The organism is Pseudomonas migulae (assembly GCF_043225285.1).
GTDB classification, from domain to species: Bacteria; Pseudomonadota; Gammaproteobacteria; order Pseudomonadales; family Pseudomonadaceae; genus Aquipseudomonas; species Aquipseudomonas migulae_C.
The window spans coordinates 208,150-226,688 of record NZ_CP171224.1 but is presented as its reverse complement, the minus strand read 5'-3'; the positions used below and the strand labels follow the sequence as shown (position 1 = coordinate 226,688).

The 18,539-nt window shown below is 63.1% G+C and carries 16 protein-coding genes; 4 read left to right on the top strand and 12 right to left on the bottom strand.

Translation table 11 applies throughout. The annotated features are described in order from the left end of the window. Positions 1 to 58: 58 nt before the first annotated feature. From ACF6ZU_RS01130 to ACF6ZU_RS01085, 10 genes are all read right to left on the bottom strand, one after another. On the bottom strand, positions 59 to 631 hold the full coding sequence (locus tag ACF6ZU_RS01130; RefSeq protein WP_392890086.1) for a PPC domain-containing DNA-binding protein: 573 nt from the start codon (positions 629 to 631) through the stop codon (positions 59 to 61). Between the two features lie 122 nt (positions 632 to 753). Next, on the bottom strand, positions 754 to 2,331 hold the full coding sequence (locus tag ACF6ZU_RS01125; protein ID WP_392890085.1) for an aldehyde dehydrogenase (NADP(+)): 1,578 nt from the start codon (positions 2,329 to 2,331) through the stop codon (positions 754 to 756). 31 nt (positions 2,332 to 2,362) lie between these two features. Continuing rightward, positions 2,363 to 3,322 (bottom strand): amidohydrolase family protein, encoded by a 960-nt coding sequence (locus tag ACF6ZU_RS01120; RefSeq protein WP_392890084.1) that lies wholly within the window; start codon positions 3,320 to 3,322, stop codon positions 2,363 to 2,365. Further along, positions 3,315 to 4,274 (bottom strand): amidohydrolase family protein, encoded by a 960-nt coding sequence (locus tag ACF6ZU_RS01115; protein WP_392890083.1) that lies wholly within the window; start codon positions 4,272 to 4,274, stop codon positions 3,315 to 3,317. The genes ACF6ZU_RS01120 and ACF6ZU_RS01115 overlap by 8 nt, the downstream gene beginning before the upstream one ends. Before the next feature lie 14 nt (positions 4,275 to 4,288). After that, on the bottom strand, positions 4,289 to 4,747 hold the full coding sequence (locus tag ACF6ZU_RS01110; protein WP_392890082.1) for a thioesterase family protein: 459 nt from the start codon (positions 4,745 to 4,747) through the stop codon (positions 4,289 to 4,291). Positions 4,748 to 4,787: 40 nt separating this feature from the next. Further along, positions 4,788 to 6,686, bottom strand: coding sequence for a TRAP transporter large permease subunit (locus tag ACF6ZU_RS01105; RefSeq protein ID WP_392890081.1), 1,899 nt, complete (start codon positions 6,684 to 6,686; stop codon positions 4,788 to 4,790). Between the two features lie 15 nt (positions 6,687 to 6,701). Beyond that, positions 6,702 to 7,745 carry a TRAP transporter substrate-binding protein gene (locus ACF6ZU_RS01100; RefSeq protein ID WP_392890078.1) on the bottom strand — a complete coding sequence of 348 codons (1,044 nt, stop codon included), beginning with the start codon at positions 7,743 to 7,745 and terminating at the stop codon, positions 6,702 to 6,704. Positions 7,746 to 7,910: 165 nt separating this feature from the next. After that, positions 7,911 to 9,119: a CaiB/BaiF CoA transferase family protein gene (locus tag ACF6ZU_RS01095; RefSeq protein WP_392890076.1), complete on the bottom strand. Its 1,209-nt coding sequence runs from the start codon at positions 9,117 to 9,119 to the stop codon at positions 7,911 to 7,913. Between the two features lies 1 nt (position 9,120). Continuing rightward, positions 9,121 to 9,900, bottom strand: coding sequence for an enoyl-CoA hydratase-related protein (locus ACF6ZU_RS01090; protein WP_392890074.1), 780 nt, complete (start codon positions 9,898 to 9,900; stop codon positions 9,121 to 9,123). A 73-nt stretch (positions 9,901 to 9,973) separates the two neighbouring features. Next, positions 9,974 to 11,113 carry an iron-containing alcohol dehydrogenase gene (locus ACF6ZU_RS01085; protein WP_392890072.1) on the bottom strand — a complete coding sequence of 380 codons (1,140 nt, stop codon included), beginning with the start codon at positions 11,111 to 11,113 and terminating at the stop codon, positions 9,974 to 9,976. Positions 11,114 to 11,288: 175 nt separating this feature from the next. Here ACF6ZU_RS01085 and ACF6ZU_RS01080 point away from each other — a divergent pair, with 175 nt between their 5' ends. Together ACF6ZU_RS01080 and ACF6ZU_RS01075 are read left to right on the top strand one after the other, a co-directional pair. Then, complete coding sequence (locus ACF6ZU_RS01080; RefSeq protein ID WP_392890070.1) at positions 11,289 to 12,212, top strand: LysR family transcriptional regulator; 924 nt, start codon at positions 11,289 to 11,291, stop codon at positions 12,210 to 12,212. A 643-nt stretch (positions 12,213 to 12,855) separates the two neighbouring features. Then, complete coding sequence (locus tag ACF6ZU_RS01075; RefSeq protein WP_392890068.1) at positions 12,856 to 14,202, top strand: PQQ-dependent sugar dehydrogenase; 1,347 nt, start codon at positions 12,856 to 12,858, stop codon at positions 14,200 to 14,202. 84 nt (positions 14,203 to 14,286) lie between these two features. On the opposite strand, the gene ACF6ZU_RS01070 is transcribed toward ACF6ZU_RS01075, so the two are convergent. Next, positions 14,287 to 15,057 (bottom strand): alpha/beta hydrolase, encoded by a 771-nt coding sequence (locus tag ACF6ZU_RS01070; RefSeq protein WP_392890066.1) that lies wholly within the window; start codon positions 15,055 to 15,057, stop codon positions 14,287 to 14,289. Positions 15,058 to 15,161: 104 nt separating this feature from the next. Between ACF6ZU_RS01070 and ACF6ZU_RS01065 the strand changes: the two genes are divergently transcribed. Continuing rightward, entirely contained in the window at positions 15,162 to 16,598 is a 1,437-nt protein-coding gene (locus tag ACF6ZU_RS01065; RefSeq protein ID WP_392890064.1) for an HD domain-containing phosphohydrolase, read from the top strand. Positions 16,599 to 16,601: 3 nt separating this feature from the next. Here ACF6ZU_RS01065 and ACF6ZU_RS01060 read toward each other — a convergent pair whose 3' ends face one another. Then, the gene (locus tag ACF6ZU_RS01060; RefSeq protein WP_392890062.1) at positions 16,602 to 17,111 is read right to left on the bottom strand and encodes an Lrp/AsnC family transcriptional regulator; all 510 of its coding nucleotides are present in this window, start codon (positions 17,109 to 17,111) and stop codon (positions 16,602 to 16,604) included. A gap of 202 nt (positions 17,112 to 17,313) precedes the next feature. Between ACF6ZU_RS01060 and ACF6ZU_RS01055 the strand changes: the two genes are divergently transcribed. Continuing rightward, entirely contained in the window at positions 17,314 to 18,330 is a 1,017-nt protein-coding gene (locus ACF6ZU_RS01055; RefSeq protein ID WP_392890060.1) for a 1-aminocyclopropane-1-carboxylate deaminase, read from the top strand. The last annotated feature ends 209 nt before the right edge of the window (positions 18,331 to 18,539 follow it).

Genomic DNA, 18,539 nt, shown 5'->3' with positions numbered 1-18,539 from the left:
TGTAATTCGAATTCGGGAGGGTGCTCCCGCCGCGACGGGCGGGAGCGTGATGCCTGGATCAGATACCCAGCACGTTGGCGCCGATGCATGGATCGATGCCGCGTTCGAGGCGACGCTGATGGACGATCACGGTGATTTCCATCGAGCCGGTGGTGACTTCGAAATCGAGGATGTGGCCGCCGTACGCCTGGAACGTCGCGTCACCGGCGACGCCGTGCATGTGGATCGACGGCTGATCGTTCTTCCACGCCACCGAGCCGGTGATGCTGGCCATCTCGACGCTGTTGAAGGTTTTCGAGTCGAAATCCTTCTTGTCCTTGTTCCAGAAACCGAACTTGACGTTGCCGAAACCGATGCCGCTGATGGACGCGCTCGGGATCTTCTCGGCGATGGCCAGTTTGGTCAGTTCCTTGAACGCGTTGTCGCCCATGCGCAGCACCATCAAGTAACCGGTTGGGGTTTTGGTGTAGCGCGGGGTGGCTTCGGTGGCACATTGCATGGGGGCTGCCGTCGCGGTGGGCGTGGTGTCGGCAACGGCCAGTCGAGCGCCCGCCGTGGTGATCATCACGGCTGCGGTCACGGCCAGCACCAGTTTGCACAAGCGTTGTTTCGGGTGACGTTGAACTTGCATGAGACTTCCTCTGTTTTTGTTGTTGTGTGGGTGTTGCGGTTTTCGGGACGAGCGAATCCGACGCCTGTTGTGCAACAGGCGCGGAAGGTGTCGCTAAACGGTGTTAGTGGGTGCCGGGTGGCTTACAGCGCATCGCGGCTGCTGGCGCCGTCAACCAGTCGGGCGATGCCCAGCGGGTTGCTGTTTTTCAGGGCGTCCGGCAGCAAGCGGTCGGGGCAGTTCTGGTAACACACCGGCCGCAGGAAGCGATCGATCGCCAGGGTGCCGACCGAGGTGCCGCGCGCATCCGAGGTCGCCGGGTACGGCCCGCCGTGGACCATGGCGTCGCTGACCTCCACGCCGGTGGGGTAGCCGTTGAACAGCACGCGTCCGACCTTCTGTTCCAGCAGGGCCAGCACCTCGCCCAGGGTGTCGAGCTCCGACTCTTCGGTGATCAGGGTGGCGGTCAACTGACCGCGCAAACCGTGCAGCGCCTGCAGCAGTTCGGTGTGGTCGGCGACTTCCACGACCAGGGTGGTCGGGCCGAACACTTCTTCCTGGAGCAATTCATCGCCGTTGATCAACAGGCTGACATCGGCCTTGAACACTTGCGGTCGCGCCTGATTGCCCTGTTGCTCGCTGCCCGCCAGGTGCGTGATGCCGGAGTGGGCGCGCAGGTTGTCGAGGCCGTGGCAGTAGCTTTTCAAGGCGCCGGCGTTGAGCATCGTTTGCGCCGGTTGTTCACTCATCAAACCGGTAAAGCGTTCGAGGAATGCGCTGAATTCCGGCGAACGAATGCCCAGCACCAAACCGGGGTTGGTGCAGAACTGGCCCGCGCCCAATACCACGGAGGCGCTCAGTTCAGCGGCGATTTTGTCGCCGCGGGCCTTGAGTGCGTCCGGCATCAGCAACACCGGGTTGATGCTGCTCATTTCGGCGAACACCGGGATCGGTTGCGGACGTGCCGCCGCCATGTCACACAAGGCCCGGCCGCCGCGCAATGAACCGGTGAAACCTACCGCTTGAATGGCCGGGTGCTTGACCAGTGCTTCGCCGACGCTGCCGTAAACCAGGCTGAACACGCCGTCGGGCATCCCGGTTTTTCGTGCCGCGCGGGTGATCGCATCGGCGACGTAATCGGCGGTTGCCATGTGGCCGCTGTGGGCCTTGAACACCACCGGGCAACCGGCGGCGAGGGCGGACGCGGTGTCGCCGCCCGCCGTGGAGAATGCCAACGGGAAGTTGCTGGCGCCGAACACCGCGACCGGGCCCACCCCGGTGCGGTACTGACGCAGGTCGGGGCGCGGCAGGGGCTGGCGATCCGGCAGCGCACGGTCGATGCGCGCACCATAGAAATCCCCCCGACGCAGCATCGTTGCGAACAGACGCATCTGCCCGCTGGTGCGCGCCCGTTCCCCTTGAATGCGCCCGGCGGGCAGGGCAGTTTCCCGGCACACGAGGCTGATGAAAGACTCATCCAGCGCATCCAGTTCGGCAGCGATGGCGTCGAGAAAACCGGCGCGGCGAGCGGCGGACAGGTTGCGAAAGGTCGGGTACGCGGTGGCCGCCGCTTGCGCTGCTGCATTCACTTCTTCGTGGGTGGCCTGATGGAAGCGATAGGGCAAGGCTTCGCCGGTACTGGCGTCATGGCTTTGCAGGGTGGCGGTGCCTTGTGCCGAGCGTGTACCGGCGATGTAGTTGTGGCCTGAAACTTCAAACATGGTGGACTCCTGATGGGCAGTACAAATCGGGTCAAGCGAGGCGGTAGATGCGCCGGGCGTTGTCATGAAACAGGGCCAGTCGATCGCTGAGGGAACGCCCGCTGACGATGGTTTTGAAACCGTCGAACACTTCGCTGAGGCTGTTCACCACGCCATCGACCGGGTAATTGCTGGCAAACGCGCAACGGCTGACGTCGACAATCGAAATCGCGTCGTTCACCACAATGCGGTTGGCCTCCACCGGCCAGGCCTGGCCGGGGATGCAGATGCCGGAAATCTTCAGCACGACGTTCGGCTCCCGGGCCAGCAGGGCGAGGTTTTTCCGCCAGCCGGCCAAGCCCTCTGCCGAGCGGTCGGCGGGCAGTGCGGTGTGGTTGACGACGATAGTCACGTCGGGGAAATCCCGGGCCAGTTCAGCGGCTTCAGGTAAATGCCACCACGGCGCCTGTAACTCGAAATGCAGGCCGTTTTCCGCCAGTTGTGCGTACCCCTCACGCCAGCGCGGATCACGCATGGAACCGGGGGCGGCAAAATCTTCGCGCCAGTCTTCGCGACTCGTCACTGCCGGTTTGTGGCGAATGCCGCGCACCAGCGGGTGCTCGCCGTAGCGGCGCAGCAGAGCCGCCGCGTCTTCGCGATCCAACCAGGCCTGCGCGACCATGGCGCCCAGTGTCGACTCGGTTTTCGCCAGTGATTCGATGAACGTCACTTCCTCGGCAGGCGTCGCCGGGTCCCATTCACCTTCGATCACCACCGTCTGCACGACGTGATGGCGACCGGTCAGCCGGTGATAGTCGGGGGGCAGGAAATTGCGGCAAATCGACGAGTAGTCACCGTAACGAAACGGCCGCAACGGGCGATCGTTCAACCAGGGGTAGTAGTGTTTCTCAATGTCGAAATAGTGCTGGTGCGCGTCGACGATGGGCAGGTCCGCGTCGTCGCCACTGGCCAGGAAACGCGCGCGCCAGTCGATGGCGGACAAGTTATCCATGTTGCTCCTCCAGACGATAAAAGCGTCGGGCGTTGCCGGCGAACACCGCTTCCTGCACGGCACGCCCCAAGGGCGCGAGCATTGCAGCCATGCCATCGGCAATCGTGTCGTAGGACGCGCGCAAACCGGCGACCGGAAAGTTGCTGGCGAACATGCAGCGCTCGAAGCCGAAGATTTCCAGGGCAGTCAGCACCACCACGCGGTTGTCTTCGTAGTTCCACGGTGAATCCTTGAGCCCGAACTCTGACAGCTTGATGTGCACGTTGGGCTGCAACGCCAGTGCTTCCAGGCCTTTGCGCCAGCGCGCCATGCCTTGGGGGCTTCGGTCCCAGGCGAAACCGGTGTGATTGAGGGCGATGCGGATCTGCGGAAACATCGCCGCCACTTCAGCCGCTTCGACCAAATGCCACGGCGGCACGCGCAGGTCCCACGACAGATCGTGCTCGGCCAGCCGGGAAAACCCTTCCAGCCATTTCGGGTCCTGCATCGTCCCTTTCGCCCCGGCAACCGAGACGTCCGGTGAAGCCGACGTGACCGGCTTCGAGCGGATGCCTTTCACCAGAGGACGGGCGGCCTGGGCGGCGAGAATCTCCGCGCTGTCTTCACGGTCGAACCAGGCGTGGGCGACGATGGCGTTCGGGAAACCGTAGCGGGCGTTCACCTGTTCCAGCCAGCGTGTTTCGGCGACTTGCTCATCCCGGGCGCGCTCGGCCTCGACGTGCACCGTGCCGACCAGACGCTGATTTTCCGTCAGGGCAAGGAACTGCTCCGGCAGGAAATCACGGCACAGGCTGTGATAGTCACCGAGAAAAAACTCCTCGTGGTACTCGTCCTGCAGCCACGGATAACGACCGTTGCCCAGGTCCCACAAGTGATGGTGGGCATCGACAACCGGCAGCGCATCCTCGGCGGCAAGGTTCGGCAAACCGTTGCGTTCGTGCAGCGTAATCATGAGCCGTCCCTTACTCAGCGCGATGCGGAGAATTGCGAAGGGCTGAGCACGCCGTCTTCGACTTCGCCGGCCGCGGCGGCCTCGGCTTTGGCCTGGACACGGCTGCGCAGCTTGGCGACGTTGACCACCACCCGGGTATGCGCCGCCGTGGCGACCAGTTCGACGTCATCGCGCACCTCGACGTTGAAAGTGACGCTGCGGCCTTCGACGCGGGTGACCGTGGCGACGATGCTGACCGACATGCCCAGCAGCGTGGCGCCGACGTGGCGGATATCGACCGCCGCGCCGACGGTGTTTTCGCCTTCATCGAGGAAGGTCAGCAGGTAGTCGAGGCAGGTCTGTTCGATGTCGTCGACCAGCCGTGGCGTAGCGTAGATGCGCAGGTCTTCGCCGAGAAACGAGATGGTGCGTTCCCGGTCGACGAGCAGTTGGCGTTCGGTGGCGGTGCCGGCTTCGAGCGTGGAGAAATTCATGAGAAACCTCGTGTGTGAGTGCTGTCAGTCAAAAAATGATTCAGGTGTTGGGCAGGAAACCGATGGAAATCCACGGCACGGCGATCAGCACGCCCAGCGCCACCACCAGCGCGCCGAGGTACGGCCAGACCCGGCGCATGGCGCCGCTCGGGTCGACCTTGGCGATGGCGCACGCGGCGTAGAAACCCACGCCGAACGGCGGCGCGAACAGGCCCAGGCCCATGGCGAAGATCGCGACCATGGCGTAATGCACGTCATTGATGCCCATGGTCCTGGCAATCGGGAACAGCAGCGGGCCGAACAGCACGATGGCCGGGATGCCCTCGAGAAAGCTGCCGAGCAGGATGAACGCCACGGCCGATATGATCAGGAATCCCCAGGCTCCACCCGGCACCGTTGCCATCACTTGCGCCAATTGGTGGGAGAAGCCCGACTGGGTCAGCGCCCAGGCCATGGCGGTGGCGCTGCCGATGATGATCAGGATCGCGCCGGACAGCGACGCGGTGCTGACCAGGATCGGGTACAGGCGGCGCCAGTCGAAGCAGCGATAGCACAGCAAACCGACGATGAAGGTGTACGCCACGCCGATGGCGGCCACTTCGGTGGCGGTGGCGACGCCTTCGACCACCGCCGTGCGGATCACGAAGGGCAGGGCCAGCGCGGGGATCGCCACCAGCAGCGAATGCCCGATTTCCTTGCCCGAGGCGCGTTTGCCGGTGGAGGCTTCGCCCTTGCGGTTTTTCCACCAGATCACCACGGCCATGGCAATCGCACCCACCACTGCCGGCATGAAGCCGCCGGTGAACAAGGCGGAAATCGACACGCCGGTCACCGAGCCGATGGTGATCAGCACCAGGCTTGGCGGGATGGTTTCCGACATCGCCCCGGAGGCGTTGAGCATCGCCACCAGTTCGTTTTCATCCTCGCCGCGTTTCTTCATTTCCGGAAACAGCGCCGGGGCGATCGCCGCCATGTCGGCGGCCTTCGAACCGGAAATGCCCGAGATCAGGTAGATGGCGCCGATCAGCACATACGACAAACCGCCGCGCACATGCCCGATCAACGAGCAGAGGAAGCGGATCATCGCCTTCGCCATGCCCATGGCTTCGATCAACGCACCCAGAAACACGAACAGCGGAATGGCCAGCAGGATCAGGCTCGCCATGCCTTCGTCCATGCGCCCGACCACCAGGGTCAGCGGCGTGGCGGTCATGGTCGACAGATAGGCGACGGTCGCCAGGCCGAACGCGACCATGATCGGCACGCCAATGACGATCATCGCCATCACCCCGATCATGAAGAAGATCACCAGGTTCCAGTTGCCCATCAGCAGCATCCAGCCTTCGGCCACCCAAAGCAGCGCACCGAGGGACGCGAGCATCGCCACCGACACCGAGAAGTCGATCAGCCGTGCGCTGGTCAACAGCCGCGCGACGCAGGTCATCAGCATCAGGCTCAGGCCGACCGCAATGGCGGACACCCGAAAGGCGTTGGGGATTTCCAGGGCGGCGGTGGTGATGATCCACTCGTCGCTGACGTACTCCCAGGCCGGGGTGAACAGCAGCCCGATGAAGGTGATGACGATCACCGCGCCCAAGGTGTCGATGAACGCGCGCTTTTCCACGGGCAACCGTGCGATGAACGAGGTCAGGCGCATGTGCTCGCCGCGTCGCATCGCCACCACCGAGCCGAGCATCGCCAGCCACAGGAACAGCAGCGACGCCAGTTCGTCGCCCCAGACAATCGGCTGGTTGAGCACATACCGCGAGAACACGTTGCAGAACAGCAGCGTGACTTCGATGACCACCAGCAAAGCCGCGCTGCCTTCTGTCAACCAGCGCAAGCCGGTGTCCAGGGCACGGCCGATGCGGAACGTGGTCTGGCGTGGGCTGGCTCCTTCAGCGGGGGACACATCCGTCATTGGTAGTTCAGTTTTCATGACCTTGTCTCCGGCTTAGGACAGTTGACCCGCGTATTGCTCAAGCAAGCTCCAGGCTTCCGGGCCGTACTTTTCCTTCCACTGGCTGTAGAAGCCTTTGGATTGCAGGTCGGCCCTGAACAATGAACGGTCGACTTTGTTGAAGGTGATGCCGTGGGCGGTCAGCGACGGCTCCAGGCTTGAGTTGAGGTCGATCACTTGCTGACGCTGGACCAACGCGGCGGCGTTGATCTGCCGGGAGACGATTTCCTGCACGTCCGCCGGCAGTTTCGGGAAGGTCTTGCCCGACGCGACGATCCAGAAACCACCCCAGATGTGGTCGGTCAGCGAGCAGTATTTCTGCACTTCATAGAAGCGTGCGGACTCGACCACCACCAGCGGGTTTTCCTGGCCGTCGACCACTTTGGTCTGCAGCGCCGAGTAGGTTTCGTTGATGCTGATGCCGGTCGGCGAGGCGCCCAGGGCGCTGAACATCGAGGTCCACAACGGGCTGACCAGCACGCGCAACTTGAAGCCGGCGAGGTCTTGCGGGGTGTTGATCGGCCGGGTCGAACTGGTGATCTGGCGGAAGCCGTTGTTCCAGACTTTTTCCATCGGGATCAGGCCGACTTTTTCGGTCTTGGCGCGTACGTGTTCGCCGAGCTTGCCGTCGAGCGCGGCCCAGACACTGTCGTAGTCCTTGAAGGCGAACGGCATGCTTTCAATCGACATGGCCGGCACCAGCGTCGACAGAATCGCGCCGGGCAAGGGAATGAAATCGATCGCCCCGGCGCGCACCTGGGACAGCATGTCGGTGTCGCCGCCCATGGCGCCGTTGGCGTACACCTGCAAGTCCACCGCCCCGTTGGTTTCGGCCTTGATCGCGAGCGAAGCGGCCTTCATCTGTTGGTTCAGCGGATGGGTGTCGGGCAGGCTGCTGGTGTAGCGCAGCACGATGGGTTTGGTTGCGGCGAAAACACTGGAAGGCAGCAGGTTGGCGGCGAATGCACCACCCACGGTAACGCCGGCAGACACTAGGAAGGATCGGCGGCTGACGGCCTCGGTCAAGATACGGCTCATGATGTTCACCTATTGTTTTTGTTGTAGTTGTTCTAAAAAACAGCGGTCCCTTTGTAGGAGCGAGCCTGCTCGCGATGGACCTGAGAGCGCCGCGTTCATCCAGCAAAAACGCGTTTTCGTTAACGCCCATCGCGAGCAGGCTCGCTCCTACAGGGTTCGATTCGTTCAGGAAGCGAGTGCAACCACCGCCTGGCTGCGAATCAGCTCGTCGATTTCGTTTTCCGCGTACCCGCTTTCCTTCAGCACTTCGCGGGTGTGTTCGCCGAGCAGCGGCGCAGGGCGGCTGGTCGGTGGAGGAGCGTTGTCCATGTCGGAGAAATGAATCGGCAAACCCATGCCGCGCACCCGGCCTTCGGTGGGGTGTTCGGTCTCGACGACCATGCCGCGCGCCTTGGTTTGCGGGTGCGCCAGCGCAGCGGCGATGTCGAGGACCGGCCCGGCAGGCAGGCCGAGGCTGTCGAACAACACCATCCATTCATCGGTGGTGCGCGCGACCAGCACTTCGTTGAGGATTTCCACCAGGGCCAGGCGATGCTCCATGCGCAGCGCGTTGCTGGCGAAGCGTGGGTCGGCTTTCAGTTGCGGGACCGCCAGGGCCTCGACCAGTCGCTCGTAGTTGGCCTGGTTGGCGGCGCCGATGTTGATCCAGCCGTCCGCGGTACGGAACACCTGGTACGGCGCGCTGGTGGAGTTGGCCGAGCCCATTTTCGGCAGGATGGTGCCGTCGGCGAAATACGCTGCCGCCGGCCAGTACATCTGTTGCAGGCCGGCTTCGAACAGCGAGGTGTCGACCATTTGCCCGAGCCCGGTTTTCTGCTTCGCGGCGTAGGCGGCGCAGATGCCGAGGGCGGCGAGGATGCCCGAGTTGATGTCGGCCACCGGCGAGCCGGCCTTGACCGGTTCGCGCCCGGCTTCACCGGTCATGCTCATCATGCCGCTCATGCCCTGGGCGATCAGGTCGAAACCGCCTTTCTCGCCGAACGGACCGCTGCGGCCGTAACCGGAGATCGCGCAGTAGATCAGGCCGGGATTGAGCACTTTCAGGGTTTCATAACCCAGGCCGAATTTTTCCATGGTGCCGGCGCGGTAGTTTTCCGTGACCACGTCGGCGTCCATCAACAGGCGGCGCAGCACATCGCGGCCGCCGTCGGTTTTCAGGTTCAGGCCGATGCCGCGCTTGTTGCGGTTGACCACCATGAACGAAGCGGATTCGCCGCTGGCCATGATCGGCGAGAAGCGCCGCGAATCATCGCCGTCCGGGACTTTTTCGACTTTCACCACGTCGGCGCCCATGTCGGCCAGCATCATGCCGCACACCGGGCCGGACATGATGTGAGCCAGTTCTACCACGCGCATTCCTGTCAGCGGTCCCATGTTATTTGCCCTCGAAGTGTGGTTTGGCTTTGGCGATGAACGCGTTCAGGCCGATCTGAAAATCGGCGGTGTCGTAGCAGGAATAACTGTTGTCGATCTGCTCGACGGTGGGGGCGATGCCCGCTTCCAGTTGCCGTGCGGCCTGGCGATGCCAGCGAGCGACGAGCGGGGCGCCTTGGGTGATGCGTCTGGCGGTGGCGAGGGTTTCGGATTCGACCTCGGCATCCGGGACGACACGGGTCACGAGGTTTTTCACGTAGGCGTCGTTGGCGTCGAGAATGCGACCCTCCAGGAGAATCTCCAGGGTTGTCGAGCGTCCGGCCAGCGCGACCAGCCCGGCCATTTCGTCATAGGACATGACCAGCCCGAGCTTGCCGACCGGCGCGCCGAAGCGGCTGGAACTGCCGCAGATGCGCAGGTCGCACAACGCAGCGATTTCCAGGCCGCCGCCGACGCACACGCCGTGGATCATCGCGATCACCGGATGCGGGCAGTCGACCACCGCGCGCATCGCCGCTGAAGTGACCTCGGCATAGTGACGGGCTTGCGCCTGGTTGGCGCGCACCGCCGGAAACTCGCCGACATCGGCGCCGGCGGCAAAGGCCTGTTCGCCGGCACCGCGCAACACCACGCAGCGCACGCTGAGGTCGGCGGACAGTTCCGTCATGACGTCACCCAGGTCCTGCCACATGGACAGGGTCAGGGCGTTCATTTTCCCCGGGTGGCTGAGGGTGACGATGGCAATGGCGTCTTGCCGTTCGATAAGGACGGTGGGCTTCATGATTGTTCCGCTGACGTCGGCACTGCCGACGGCGCGGTTGCCTCCTGATTTATTGTTGTTGGATAGCGGCTGCTTACAGCGATTGTTCGAGCATCGACAGGTAGTCCGCGGATGACGCTTCACGGGGGTTGGTCTTGTGGCTGTGGTCGTGCAATGCGCCTTCGACGATGCCGGCGAACAGGCTTTCATCGACACCGATTTCGCTCAGGCGGGTTGGCAGGCCGAGGCGGCGGGTCATGTCTTCGATGGCAGCGCCGATGCTCGCGTCGGCTTCAAGGCCCATGGCGTGGCGCAGTCTTTCGAGTTTGCGCTCGTCACGGACGGTGGGGGCGTTGGCGTTGAAATCCACCACCGCCGGCAGAAAAATCGCGTTCAAGGTGCCGTGGTGCAGTTTCGGATTGATCCCGCCCAGCGCGTGGGAAAGGCTGTGTACGCAGCCCAGTCCCTTTTGAAAGGCGAGTGCGCCCTGCATCGAAGCGCTCATCATGTTCATCCGCGCTTCACGGTCGCCGGGTTCGGCGGTGGCGCGTTCGATGTGTTCCCAGGCGCGCCACAGACCGTCGAGGGCGATGCCGTCTGCGGCGGGGTTGAAGGCCGGCGCCATGAAGGTCTCGATGCAATGGGCGATAGCGTCCATGCCGGTGGCTGCGGTCAACATCGCGGGCAGGCCGAGGGTCAGTTCCGGGTCGCAGATGGCCACGCGCGGTACGACGTAAGGTGAGATTACGCCCACCTTGCGACCATCGTCGAGGATCAGGATGGCGCCGCGTCCGACTTCGCTGCCGGTGCCCGCGGTGGTGGGAATGGCGATCAGTGGGGCCGTGGCGGCGGTGATGCGATCCAGCCCGCCTTCAATCACCGCGAAGCTTTGCAGCGGGCCGTCGTGGGTGGCGCAAACCGCGACACCCTTGGCCAGGTCGATCGACGAACCGCCACCGACGGCGATGATGCCGTTGCACTCGCCGAGGTGGTATTGGGCCACGGCATCACGTACGGCGTGTTCGTTCGGGTTGGGCGGGGTGGCGTCGAAGATCGTCAGTGCGCGGTCGCTGCCCAGGGCGGCAATCACCTTGTCGACGATGCCGGCATTGCGCACGCCGATGTCCGTGACGATCAGCGGGCGGGTGATGCCGGCGCGCTCGGCTTCAGCGGCCAGTTGCTGGAGGCTGTCGTAGCCGAACTGGATTTTGGTGACGTAATTGATGAGTGACATGATTCACCACAAGTTATACAGGATTGTTATTGTTGCAACCGGTCTGGGGCAGGAGGGCATTCGCACTCTGGTCAAACCCATTGCATTGCCTGGTTGTGGGGTGGACTATAGGGCCGTCGTGGCCCGCCTCGATACTGACAACTTTCGATACCTCTATAACTTTTAGTTAACCCTGATGACGCCCTCACTGAACTCCATCATGTCCCGCCTGCACATCAAGCAGCTCCGTTTGCTGATCGCCCTGGATGAGCACGGCTCCTTGCTGGGCGCGGCCAAACAGGTCGCGCTGACCCAGCCCGGCGCGAGCAAGGCACTGCAGGAAATTGAAACCACCTTCGGCACCGCGCTGTTCACCCGGACTAACCGCGGGCTTGAACCGAACGATGCCGGGCGCTCGGTGATCCGGTATGCGCGGTTGATCCAGACCGACCTCGCGCACCTGCGCGAGGAGATCATCGGGATCATGAGCGGCGAGGGCGGGCGGGTGTCGGTCGGCACCATCATGGGCGCCGTGCCGCTGCTGACCACGGCGATCAGCCGGGTGATCGCCGACAACCCGAAGCTGTCCATCGAGATCGTCGAAGACACCAGCGCCGCGCTGCTCAGCCAGCTCGATGCCGGGCGCCTGGATCTGGCGATCTGCCGTACCACCATCAGCACCACTCCTTACCTGTATGAGAGCGCGGCCTTCGTCGAGGAAACCCTGGCGGTGATCGCCAGCACCCAGCACCCGTTTGCCTATGCCCGGCAGCTGTCGCTGAAGGACCTGGTGGATTACCGCTGGGTCGTCTACCGCGCCAACATGCCGATGCGCCTGCTGCTGGAACGGGAGTTCCATGAGGCGGACTTGCGTTTTCCGGTGCACCTGCTGGAAACCACCTCGGCGTTCGCCACCTTGTCGCTGCTCCAGGAAAACCCGACCCTCGTCGCGCTGGTGTCGACCGATGTCGCGAAGTTCTGCTCCGGCTACGGCTTCACCACCACGCTGCCGCTGCCCATTACCTCGCGCAGCGAACCCTATGAACTGGTGTCGCGCAAAGGCGTCCCGGACTCACCGGCGGCGCGGTTGTTGCGCGAGGCGTTGCTGAATCCCGTCTGATTGCTCAAATCCTTGCTCGCGATAACGGCCTCGAATTCGATGCAAATCTCACGGGCCCCATCGCCAGCAAGCCGGCTCCTACAGTGGATCGCGGTGTTCACCTTTCTCGTGCCCGCCACAAAACCCTGTAGGAGCCGGCTTGCCGGCGATGGCGGCCTCGAAATCGATGCAAACCTTGCAGGCCTCATCGCCAGCAAGCTGGCTCCTACAGTGGATCGTGTTGCTCACATTTCTTATGCCCGCCACAAAACCCGTGTAGGAGCCGGCTTGCCGGCGATGGCGGCCTCGAAATCGATGCAAACCTTGCAGGCCTCATCGCCAGCAAGCTGGCTCCTACAGTGGATCGTGTTGCTCACATTTCTTATGCCCGCCACAAAACCCGTGTAGGAGCCGGCTTGCCGGCGATGGCGGCCTTGGAATCGATGCAAACCTTGCAGGCCCCATCGCCAGCAAGCTGGCTCCTACAGAGGGTTGTGGTGTTATTGGGGATAGTGCCCGGCATCGGGCGTTTGCATTCGTGCGATTCAGGCAAAATTGATTTGTGGCAGGCGCGGTGTTTGAAACGAATCTTCGCCGCGATACTCGACGGGATTTTGCCTTCCCCAAAAATTGGCCCACGGATGGCCATTGCGAGGTTCGAACCATGACTGTCTCCCGCCGACTGGCGTTCCTGATCACCGCTGCCACGTTGCTCACCGCCTGTGGTGAATCGTCCAAACTGCCGCCTCAGGCCAGCGTCGGCCCGTCGCCGCAGTTGCCGGAACCCACAACCTCGCTGATTCCGACGTTGAAGGTGTCCAAGGCGATCGGTTGGTCTGGCAGCGACACACCCAAGGCGCCCGCCGGTTTCACCGTGACGGCCCTGGCCGAGAACCTCGATCACCCGCGCTGGATCTACCGGTTGCCCAATGGCGATCTGCTGGTCGCCGAAAGCAATCACCCGCCGATGCCCGAAGGCGCGACCGATGGCGGTTCCGGACCGCTCGCCTGGGCACGGCGCACCGCGATGGGGTTTGTGATGGGCCGGGTCGGCGCCGATGCACCCAGCGCCAATCGAATCACGCTGTTGCGCGATGCCGACGGTGACGGCCACGCCGAAGTTCGCACAGTATTCATGAGTGGACTGACGTCACCGTTCGGCATGGCGCTGGTAGGCAACGAGCTGTTCATCGCCAACGCCGACGCCCTGGTCAAAGTCCCTTACAGCGACGGGCAAACCGAAATAACGGCGACCCCGGTGAAAGTCACCGATTTGCCCGCCGGCATCAACCACCACTGGACCAAGAACGTGCTCGCCAATCCCGAGGGCACCAAGCTGTACGTCACCGTGGGTTCCAACAGCAATGTCGGCGAAAACGGTCTGGAGGCCGAAGAAGGTCGCGCGGCGGTGTGGGAAGTCGACGTCAAAAGTGCCGAGAAACGCCTGTTTGCCAGCGGTCTGCGCAACCCCAATGGCCTGGCCTGGAAACCCGGATCGAACCAGTTGTGGACCGTGGTCAACGAGCGCGATGAAATCGGCAGCGACCTGGTGCCGGACTACCTGACGTCGGTCAAGGACGGCGCCTTCTACGGCTGGCCCTGGAGTTACTACGGCAACCACGTCGACACCCGGGTCGAACCGCCGCGCCCGGACAAAGTGGCCCAGGCCATCGTCCCGGATTATGCGCTGGGCACCCACGTCGCGCCGCTGGGCCTGGCGTTCTCCGACTCCCGCGCCATGCCGGCCGCGTTCGCCAATGGCGTGTTCATCGGCGAACACGGCTCGTGGAACCGCAATCCGCAGGCCGGCTACAAAGTGGTGTTCATCCCGTTCAGCGACGGCAAACCTTCAGGTTTGCCGGTGGACTTCCTCACCGGTTTCCTCAACGCCGACGGCGAAGCACAGGGGCGTCCGGTGGGCGTAGCGCTGGATCAGAGCGGCGCCTTGCTGGTGGCGGATGATGTCGGCAACAAGGTGTGGCGCGTGGCGGTGGCCAAGCCCGGGAAATGACGCCCGAGCTGTGCCCTCGGCGCAGATGAAAAAAGGCGCGTGCCATGGGGCACGCGCCTTTTTTTGTGGCTGGAAGAACCCGACTCAAACCCCGCCCTGGGTCTTGTGCACCGCCTGGATGATGACCTTGGCCACATCGGCCGGGCGCGATTGCTGCGGCACATGGCTGGCTTCGACCTCAGTGACCTGCGCTTTCAGCTTCTTGGCGAACGCACGCTGCAGGTCGGGCTGGATCATGCGATCTTCCTTGGCAACGACATACCACGACGGCTTGCCTTTCCAGGCAGCGGCACTGGTGACGTCGCCAAACGCCGACGCTCGGATCGGACCTTGTGTCGCTGTCATGATGTCGGTCTGCGCGGCAGGCAGATCTTGAGCGAAGCCGGTGGCCATGCCCTGGCGGGTCATGTACAGAAAACCGTTTTTATCCGCGGCGATGTCTTTCGTGCCAGGGGGTACCGGGTAGTCCTTGCCCAGGTCTTTACTGGCCTGACCGGCATCGGGGGCAAACGCGGCGACGTACACCAGGCCACGAACTTTCTGGTCAGTGCCGGCCTGACTGATTACTGTACCGCCCCAGGAATGTCCGACCAGCACGACGTCGCCGTCCTGGTTGTTCAAGACCCGTTGCGTGGCGGCCACGTCATCGGCCAGCGAAGTCAGCGGGTTTTGCACCACGGTGACCTTGATGCCTTCGGCTTGCAGCAGCGGGACAACCTTGGCCCAGTCGGAGCCGTCGGCGAAGGCGCCGTGTACGATCACCACCGACGGTTGCGCAGGGGCGGCATGGCTGCCGACGGCGAACAGCGAAGCCGTCATGGCGAGTGCGAGGGCGATAGCCTTGGGTTTGAACATGATTGGATCTCCTGTGGTTGGTGTGATCCAGTTTCAGGAATACGCCTGCGATCCGGTATCGGTCGTTTATCCGAGGCGGGCCAAAAAACAACGGAGAGAAGGTTATGCGCGAGAGCGACGGCATCGAACTGGAGAGTGCGGTCCTGGCGTTGTCCATGGTCGGGGACCTCAGCATGGGGCAGCCCTTCGACCAGTCACGTCGCACGGCCCGGCTGGTCCAACTGCTCGCGCAGTCATGCCACGGTGCCGGCTCGCACTGCGAGGTTGCCCGGCAAGTGGCGTTGCTGCGCTGGTCGGGCTGCACTGCCAACGCCGAGGGCTTTACCCGATTGCTGGGCGATGACGTCGAGGGCCGCAACGCCATGCTCAGCCAGACGCTGGGGGCGGCGGGCGTGCGCGCCCTGCGCAAATCGACGCCGCTGGCCCAGGTGCATTGCGAAGTGTCGGGCGACATTGCGCAGACGCTGGGCCTTAGCGCGCCGGTCGAACACGGGTTGCGGCATGTGTTCGAGCAGTTCGACGGCGAAGGCAAACCCATGGGGCTGACCCATCCCGAGGTGCCGGAAGTGGTGTATCAGGTGCTGCTGGCCGGTGATCTGGAAATCCTCTCGCGGGTCCACGGGCTGGACGCTGCGCTGGAATGGATTGCGACCAAGGGTAATCGTCGCTACCCGGCAGCGCTGGCTGATTTGCTCACGCAGCACGCCGAAGACTGGCTGGAATCGTTGCGTGTGCCAGAGGTCGCGTCTGCAACGCCGAGTGAAGACGGAGCGAAGGTGCCGCTCACGTTGGTGGGAGATGTGATTGACCTCAAGTTGCCCTGGCTGGCCGGCTATTCACGGCGCTCGGCGGAATTGGTGCGCGAGGCTGCAAGGCTCTGGGGTTTGTCCGAGCAGTCGGGCGACCAGGCCGCAAAAGCCGCGCTGGTGCATGGCATCGGCCGGGCAGCGGTTCCCAACCGGATCTGGAATACGCCGGGTGCGTTGCTGGACGGCGATCTTGAACAGGTGCGCCTGGTGCCTTACTGGACGTCGCGTGCCTGCGGCCAGATTGCCGAACTGTCGGTGCCAGGCCGGCTGGCGGCCAATGCCTACGAGCGACTGGATGGCAGTGGCTATTTCCGTGGTCTCGAGGGCGACGCCTTGCCCGCCGAGCAACGCTTGCTGGCGGCGACGCTGGTCTGGCAGGCATTGCGTTGCGAGCGACCGTGGCGACCCGCGTTCAGCGACAGTGACGCGGAACGGCTGTTGCTCGACGAAGCCACTCAGGGACGTTTCGATCCTCAGGCCTGTCAGGCGGTCATCGCTGCGGCGCGCGGCGAAAGCGCGGTCGCACCCAGGGCGAGCGGCAGCCCGTTGACCGACCGCGAGACGCAGATCCTCCAGCGCATCAGCATGGGCGGGAGCAACAAGGAAGTGGCGCGCCAGCTCGGCATCAGCCCGAGTACGGTGCGGACTCATGTCGAAAGCGTGTTCCGCAAACTGCACTGCACCACCCGTGCGGCGGCGACGCTGAAGGCGCTGACCCTCGGATTGATATAAGCCTCAAAGCGGGATGAGGGTGGTCGACAACACCTGACGCAGGCCCATGAATGAACGGATCTGCCGCACCCCGGGCAAGTACAGCAACTGTTCCGCGTGCAGGCGGTTGAAGCTGTTGCTGTCCTTGGTCCGCAACAACATGAAGTAATCGAATTCCCCGGTCACCACATGGCACTCCATGCACCCGGAGACTTTTTGCGCCGCGGCCTCAAACGCGGCGAAGGATTCCGGCGTCGAGCGGTCCAGCACCACGCCGATCAACACCACCATGCCCGCGTCCAAGGCTTCGCTGTCGAGCAACGCGACAATGCCCTTGATCAACCCCGCCTGCTTGAGGCGTTCGACCCGTCGCAGGCAGGCCGGCGGGCTCAGTTTTACCTTCTCGGCCAATGCCACATTGGAGATGGAAGCGTCTCGTTGCAGCGTCTTGAGAATCGCGCGGTCGGTACGGTCCAGCGGCTGTGGCTCCGGGCTGGGTGTGCCGGGTTTGTTTCGTGTATTTGTTGCGTTCATGTTTATTTCCACGCAATAAAAAGATGTTTTGCTTTTGTTTGTAGGATTTATGTTTCTTTAATGAATTGAAACTTGCAACACAAATTTTTGGCTTTGTTCTTAAGATTGAACACATCGAAGCGCTACTGAAAGAGCCTGGAATGCAGCCTTTTTGCCCCCCTCGGCCTGGTGCTTGGATATCCAATAATCAAGGAGCAGAGTCATGAACCTGAATCGTTTCAAACGCTACCCGCTGACCTTCGGTCCTTCGCCTATCACACCCTTGAAACGCCTCAGTGAGCACCTGGGCGGTAAAGTCGAGCTGTACGCCAAACGTGAAGATTGCAACAGCGGCCTGGCGTTCGGCGGCAACAAGACGCGCAAACTCGAATACCTGATTCCCGAAGCGCTCGAGCAAGGCTGCGACACCCTGGTGTCGATCGGCGGGATCCAGTCGAACCAGACCCGTCAGGTCGCTGCCGTCGCCGCACATTTGGGCATGAAGTGTGTGCTGGTCCAGGAAAACTGGGTGAACTATTCCGACGCGGTGTACGACCGGGTCGGCAACATCGAGATGTCACGGATCATGGGCGCAGACGTCCGACTGGACGCCGCCGGCTTCGACATCGGCATTCGTCCCAGCTGGGAGAAAGCCATGAGCGACGTGGTGGAGCAGGGCGGCAAGCCGTTCCCGATTCCGGCGGGCTGCTCCGAGCACCCGTATGGCGGCCTCGGCTTTGTCGGTTTCGCCGAAGAAGTGCGGCAGCAGGAGCAGGAGCTGGGCTTCAAGTTCGACTACATCGTGGTGTGTTCCGTGACCGGCAGTACCCAGGCGGGCATGGTGGTCGGTTTCGCCGCCGACGGCCGTTCGAAGAATGTCATCGGTATCGACGCTTCGGCGAAACCGGAAAAGACCAAGGCGCAGATCCTGCGCATCGCCCGCCACACCGCCGAACTGGTGGACCTGGGACGCGAGATCACCGAGGAAGATGTGGTCCTCGACACACGCTTCGCCTACCCGGAATACGGTTTGCCCAACGACGGCACGCTGGAAGCGATTCGCCTGTGCGGCCGCCTCGAAGGCGTGCTGACCGACCCGGTGTATGAAGGCAAATCCATGCACGGGATGATCGAGATGGTTCGTCGCGGCGAATTCCCCGAAGGCTCGAAAGTGCTTTACGCGCACCTGGGCGGAGTGCCGGCGCTGAATGCCTACAGCTTCCTGTTCCGCAACGGCTGATCACAAACCTGTAGGAGCCGGCTTGCTGCGGGCGGCGTTCCGACGATGGCGCCTGATTAGGCAATAAACAACCGCCTGACCCACCGCCGAACCCTGTAGGAGCCGGCTTGCCGGCGATGGCGGTGTGTCAGGCAACATCTTCGCTGGATGTGCAGACGCTATCGCCGGCAAGCCGGCTCCTACAAGGGTAGGGCCGCCAGTGCCGGGTC

Bases quoted from the DNA above. Each gene is read 5' to 3' on its own strand.
- ACF6ZU_RS01090 (WP_392890074.1), bottom strand. From the start codon at position 9,900: ATGAAGCCCACCGTCCTTATCGAACGGCAAGACGCCATTGCCATCGTC.
- ACF6ZU_RS01080 (WP_392890070.1), top strand. From the start codon at position 11,289: ATGACGCCCTCACTGAACTCCATCATGTCCCGCCTGCACATCAAGCAG.
- ACF6ZU_RS01070 (WP_392890066.1), bottom strand. From the start codon at position 15,057: ATGTTCAAACCCAAGGCTATCGCCCTCGCACTCGCCATGACGGCTTCG.
- ACF6ZU_RS01130 (WP_392890086.1), bottom strand. From the start codon at position 631: ATGCAAGTTCAACGTCACCCGAAACAACGCTTGTGCAAACTGGTGCTG.
- ACF6ZU_RS01095 (WP_392890076.1), bottom strand. From the start codon at position 9,119: ATGGGACCGCTGACAGGAATGCGCGTGGTAGAACTGGCTCACATCATG.
- ACF6ZU_RS01110 (WP_392890082.1), bottom strand. From the start codon at position 4,747: ATGAATTTCTCCACGCTCGAAGCCGGCACCGCCACCGAACGCCAACTG.
- ACF6ZU_RS01105 (WP_392890081.1), bottom strand. From the start codon at position 6,686: ATGAAAACTGAACTACCAATGACGGATGTGTCCCCCGCTGAAGGAGCC.
- ACF6ZU_RS01060 (WP_392890062.1), bottom strand. From the start codon at position 17,111: ATGAACGCAACAAATACACGAAACAAACCCGGCACACCCAGCCCGGAG.
- ACF6ZU_RS01100 (WP_392890078.1), bottom strand. From the start codon at position 7,745: ATGAGCCGTATCTTGACCGAGGCCGTCAGCCGCCGATCCTTCCTAGTG.
- ACF6ZU_RS01055 (WP_392890060.1), top strand. From the start codon at position 17,314: ATGAACCTGAATCGTTTCAAACGCTACCCGCTGACCTTCGGTCCTTCG.
- ACF6ZU_RS01085 (WP_392890072.1), bottom strand. From the start codon at position 11,113: ATGTCACTCATCAATTACGTCACCAAAATCCAGTTCGGCTACGACAGC.
- ACF6ZU_RS01115 (WP_392890083.1), bottom strand. From the start codon at position 4,274: ATGATTACGCTGCACGAACGCAACGGTTTGCCGAACCTTGCCGCCGAG.
- ACF6ZU_RS01075 (WP_392890068.1), top strand. From the start codon at position 12,856: ATGACTGTCTCCCGCCGACTGGCGTTCCTGATCACCGCTGCCACGTTG.
- ACF6ZU_RS01125 (WP_392890085.1), bottom strand. From the start codon at position 2,331: ATGTTTGAAGTTTCAGGCCACAACTACATCGCCGGTACACGCTCGGCA.
- ACF6ZU_RS01120 (WP_392890084.1), bottom strand. From the start codon at position 3,322: ATGGATAACTTGTCCGCCATCGACTGGCGCGCGCGTTTCCTGGCCAGT.
- ACF6ZU_RS01065 (WP_392890064.1), top strand. From the start codon at position 15,162: ATGCGCGAGAGCGACGGCATCGAACTGGAGAGTGCGGTCCTGGCGTTG.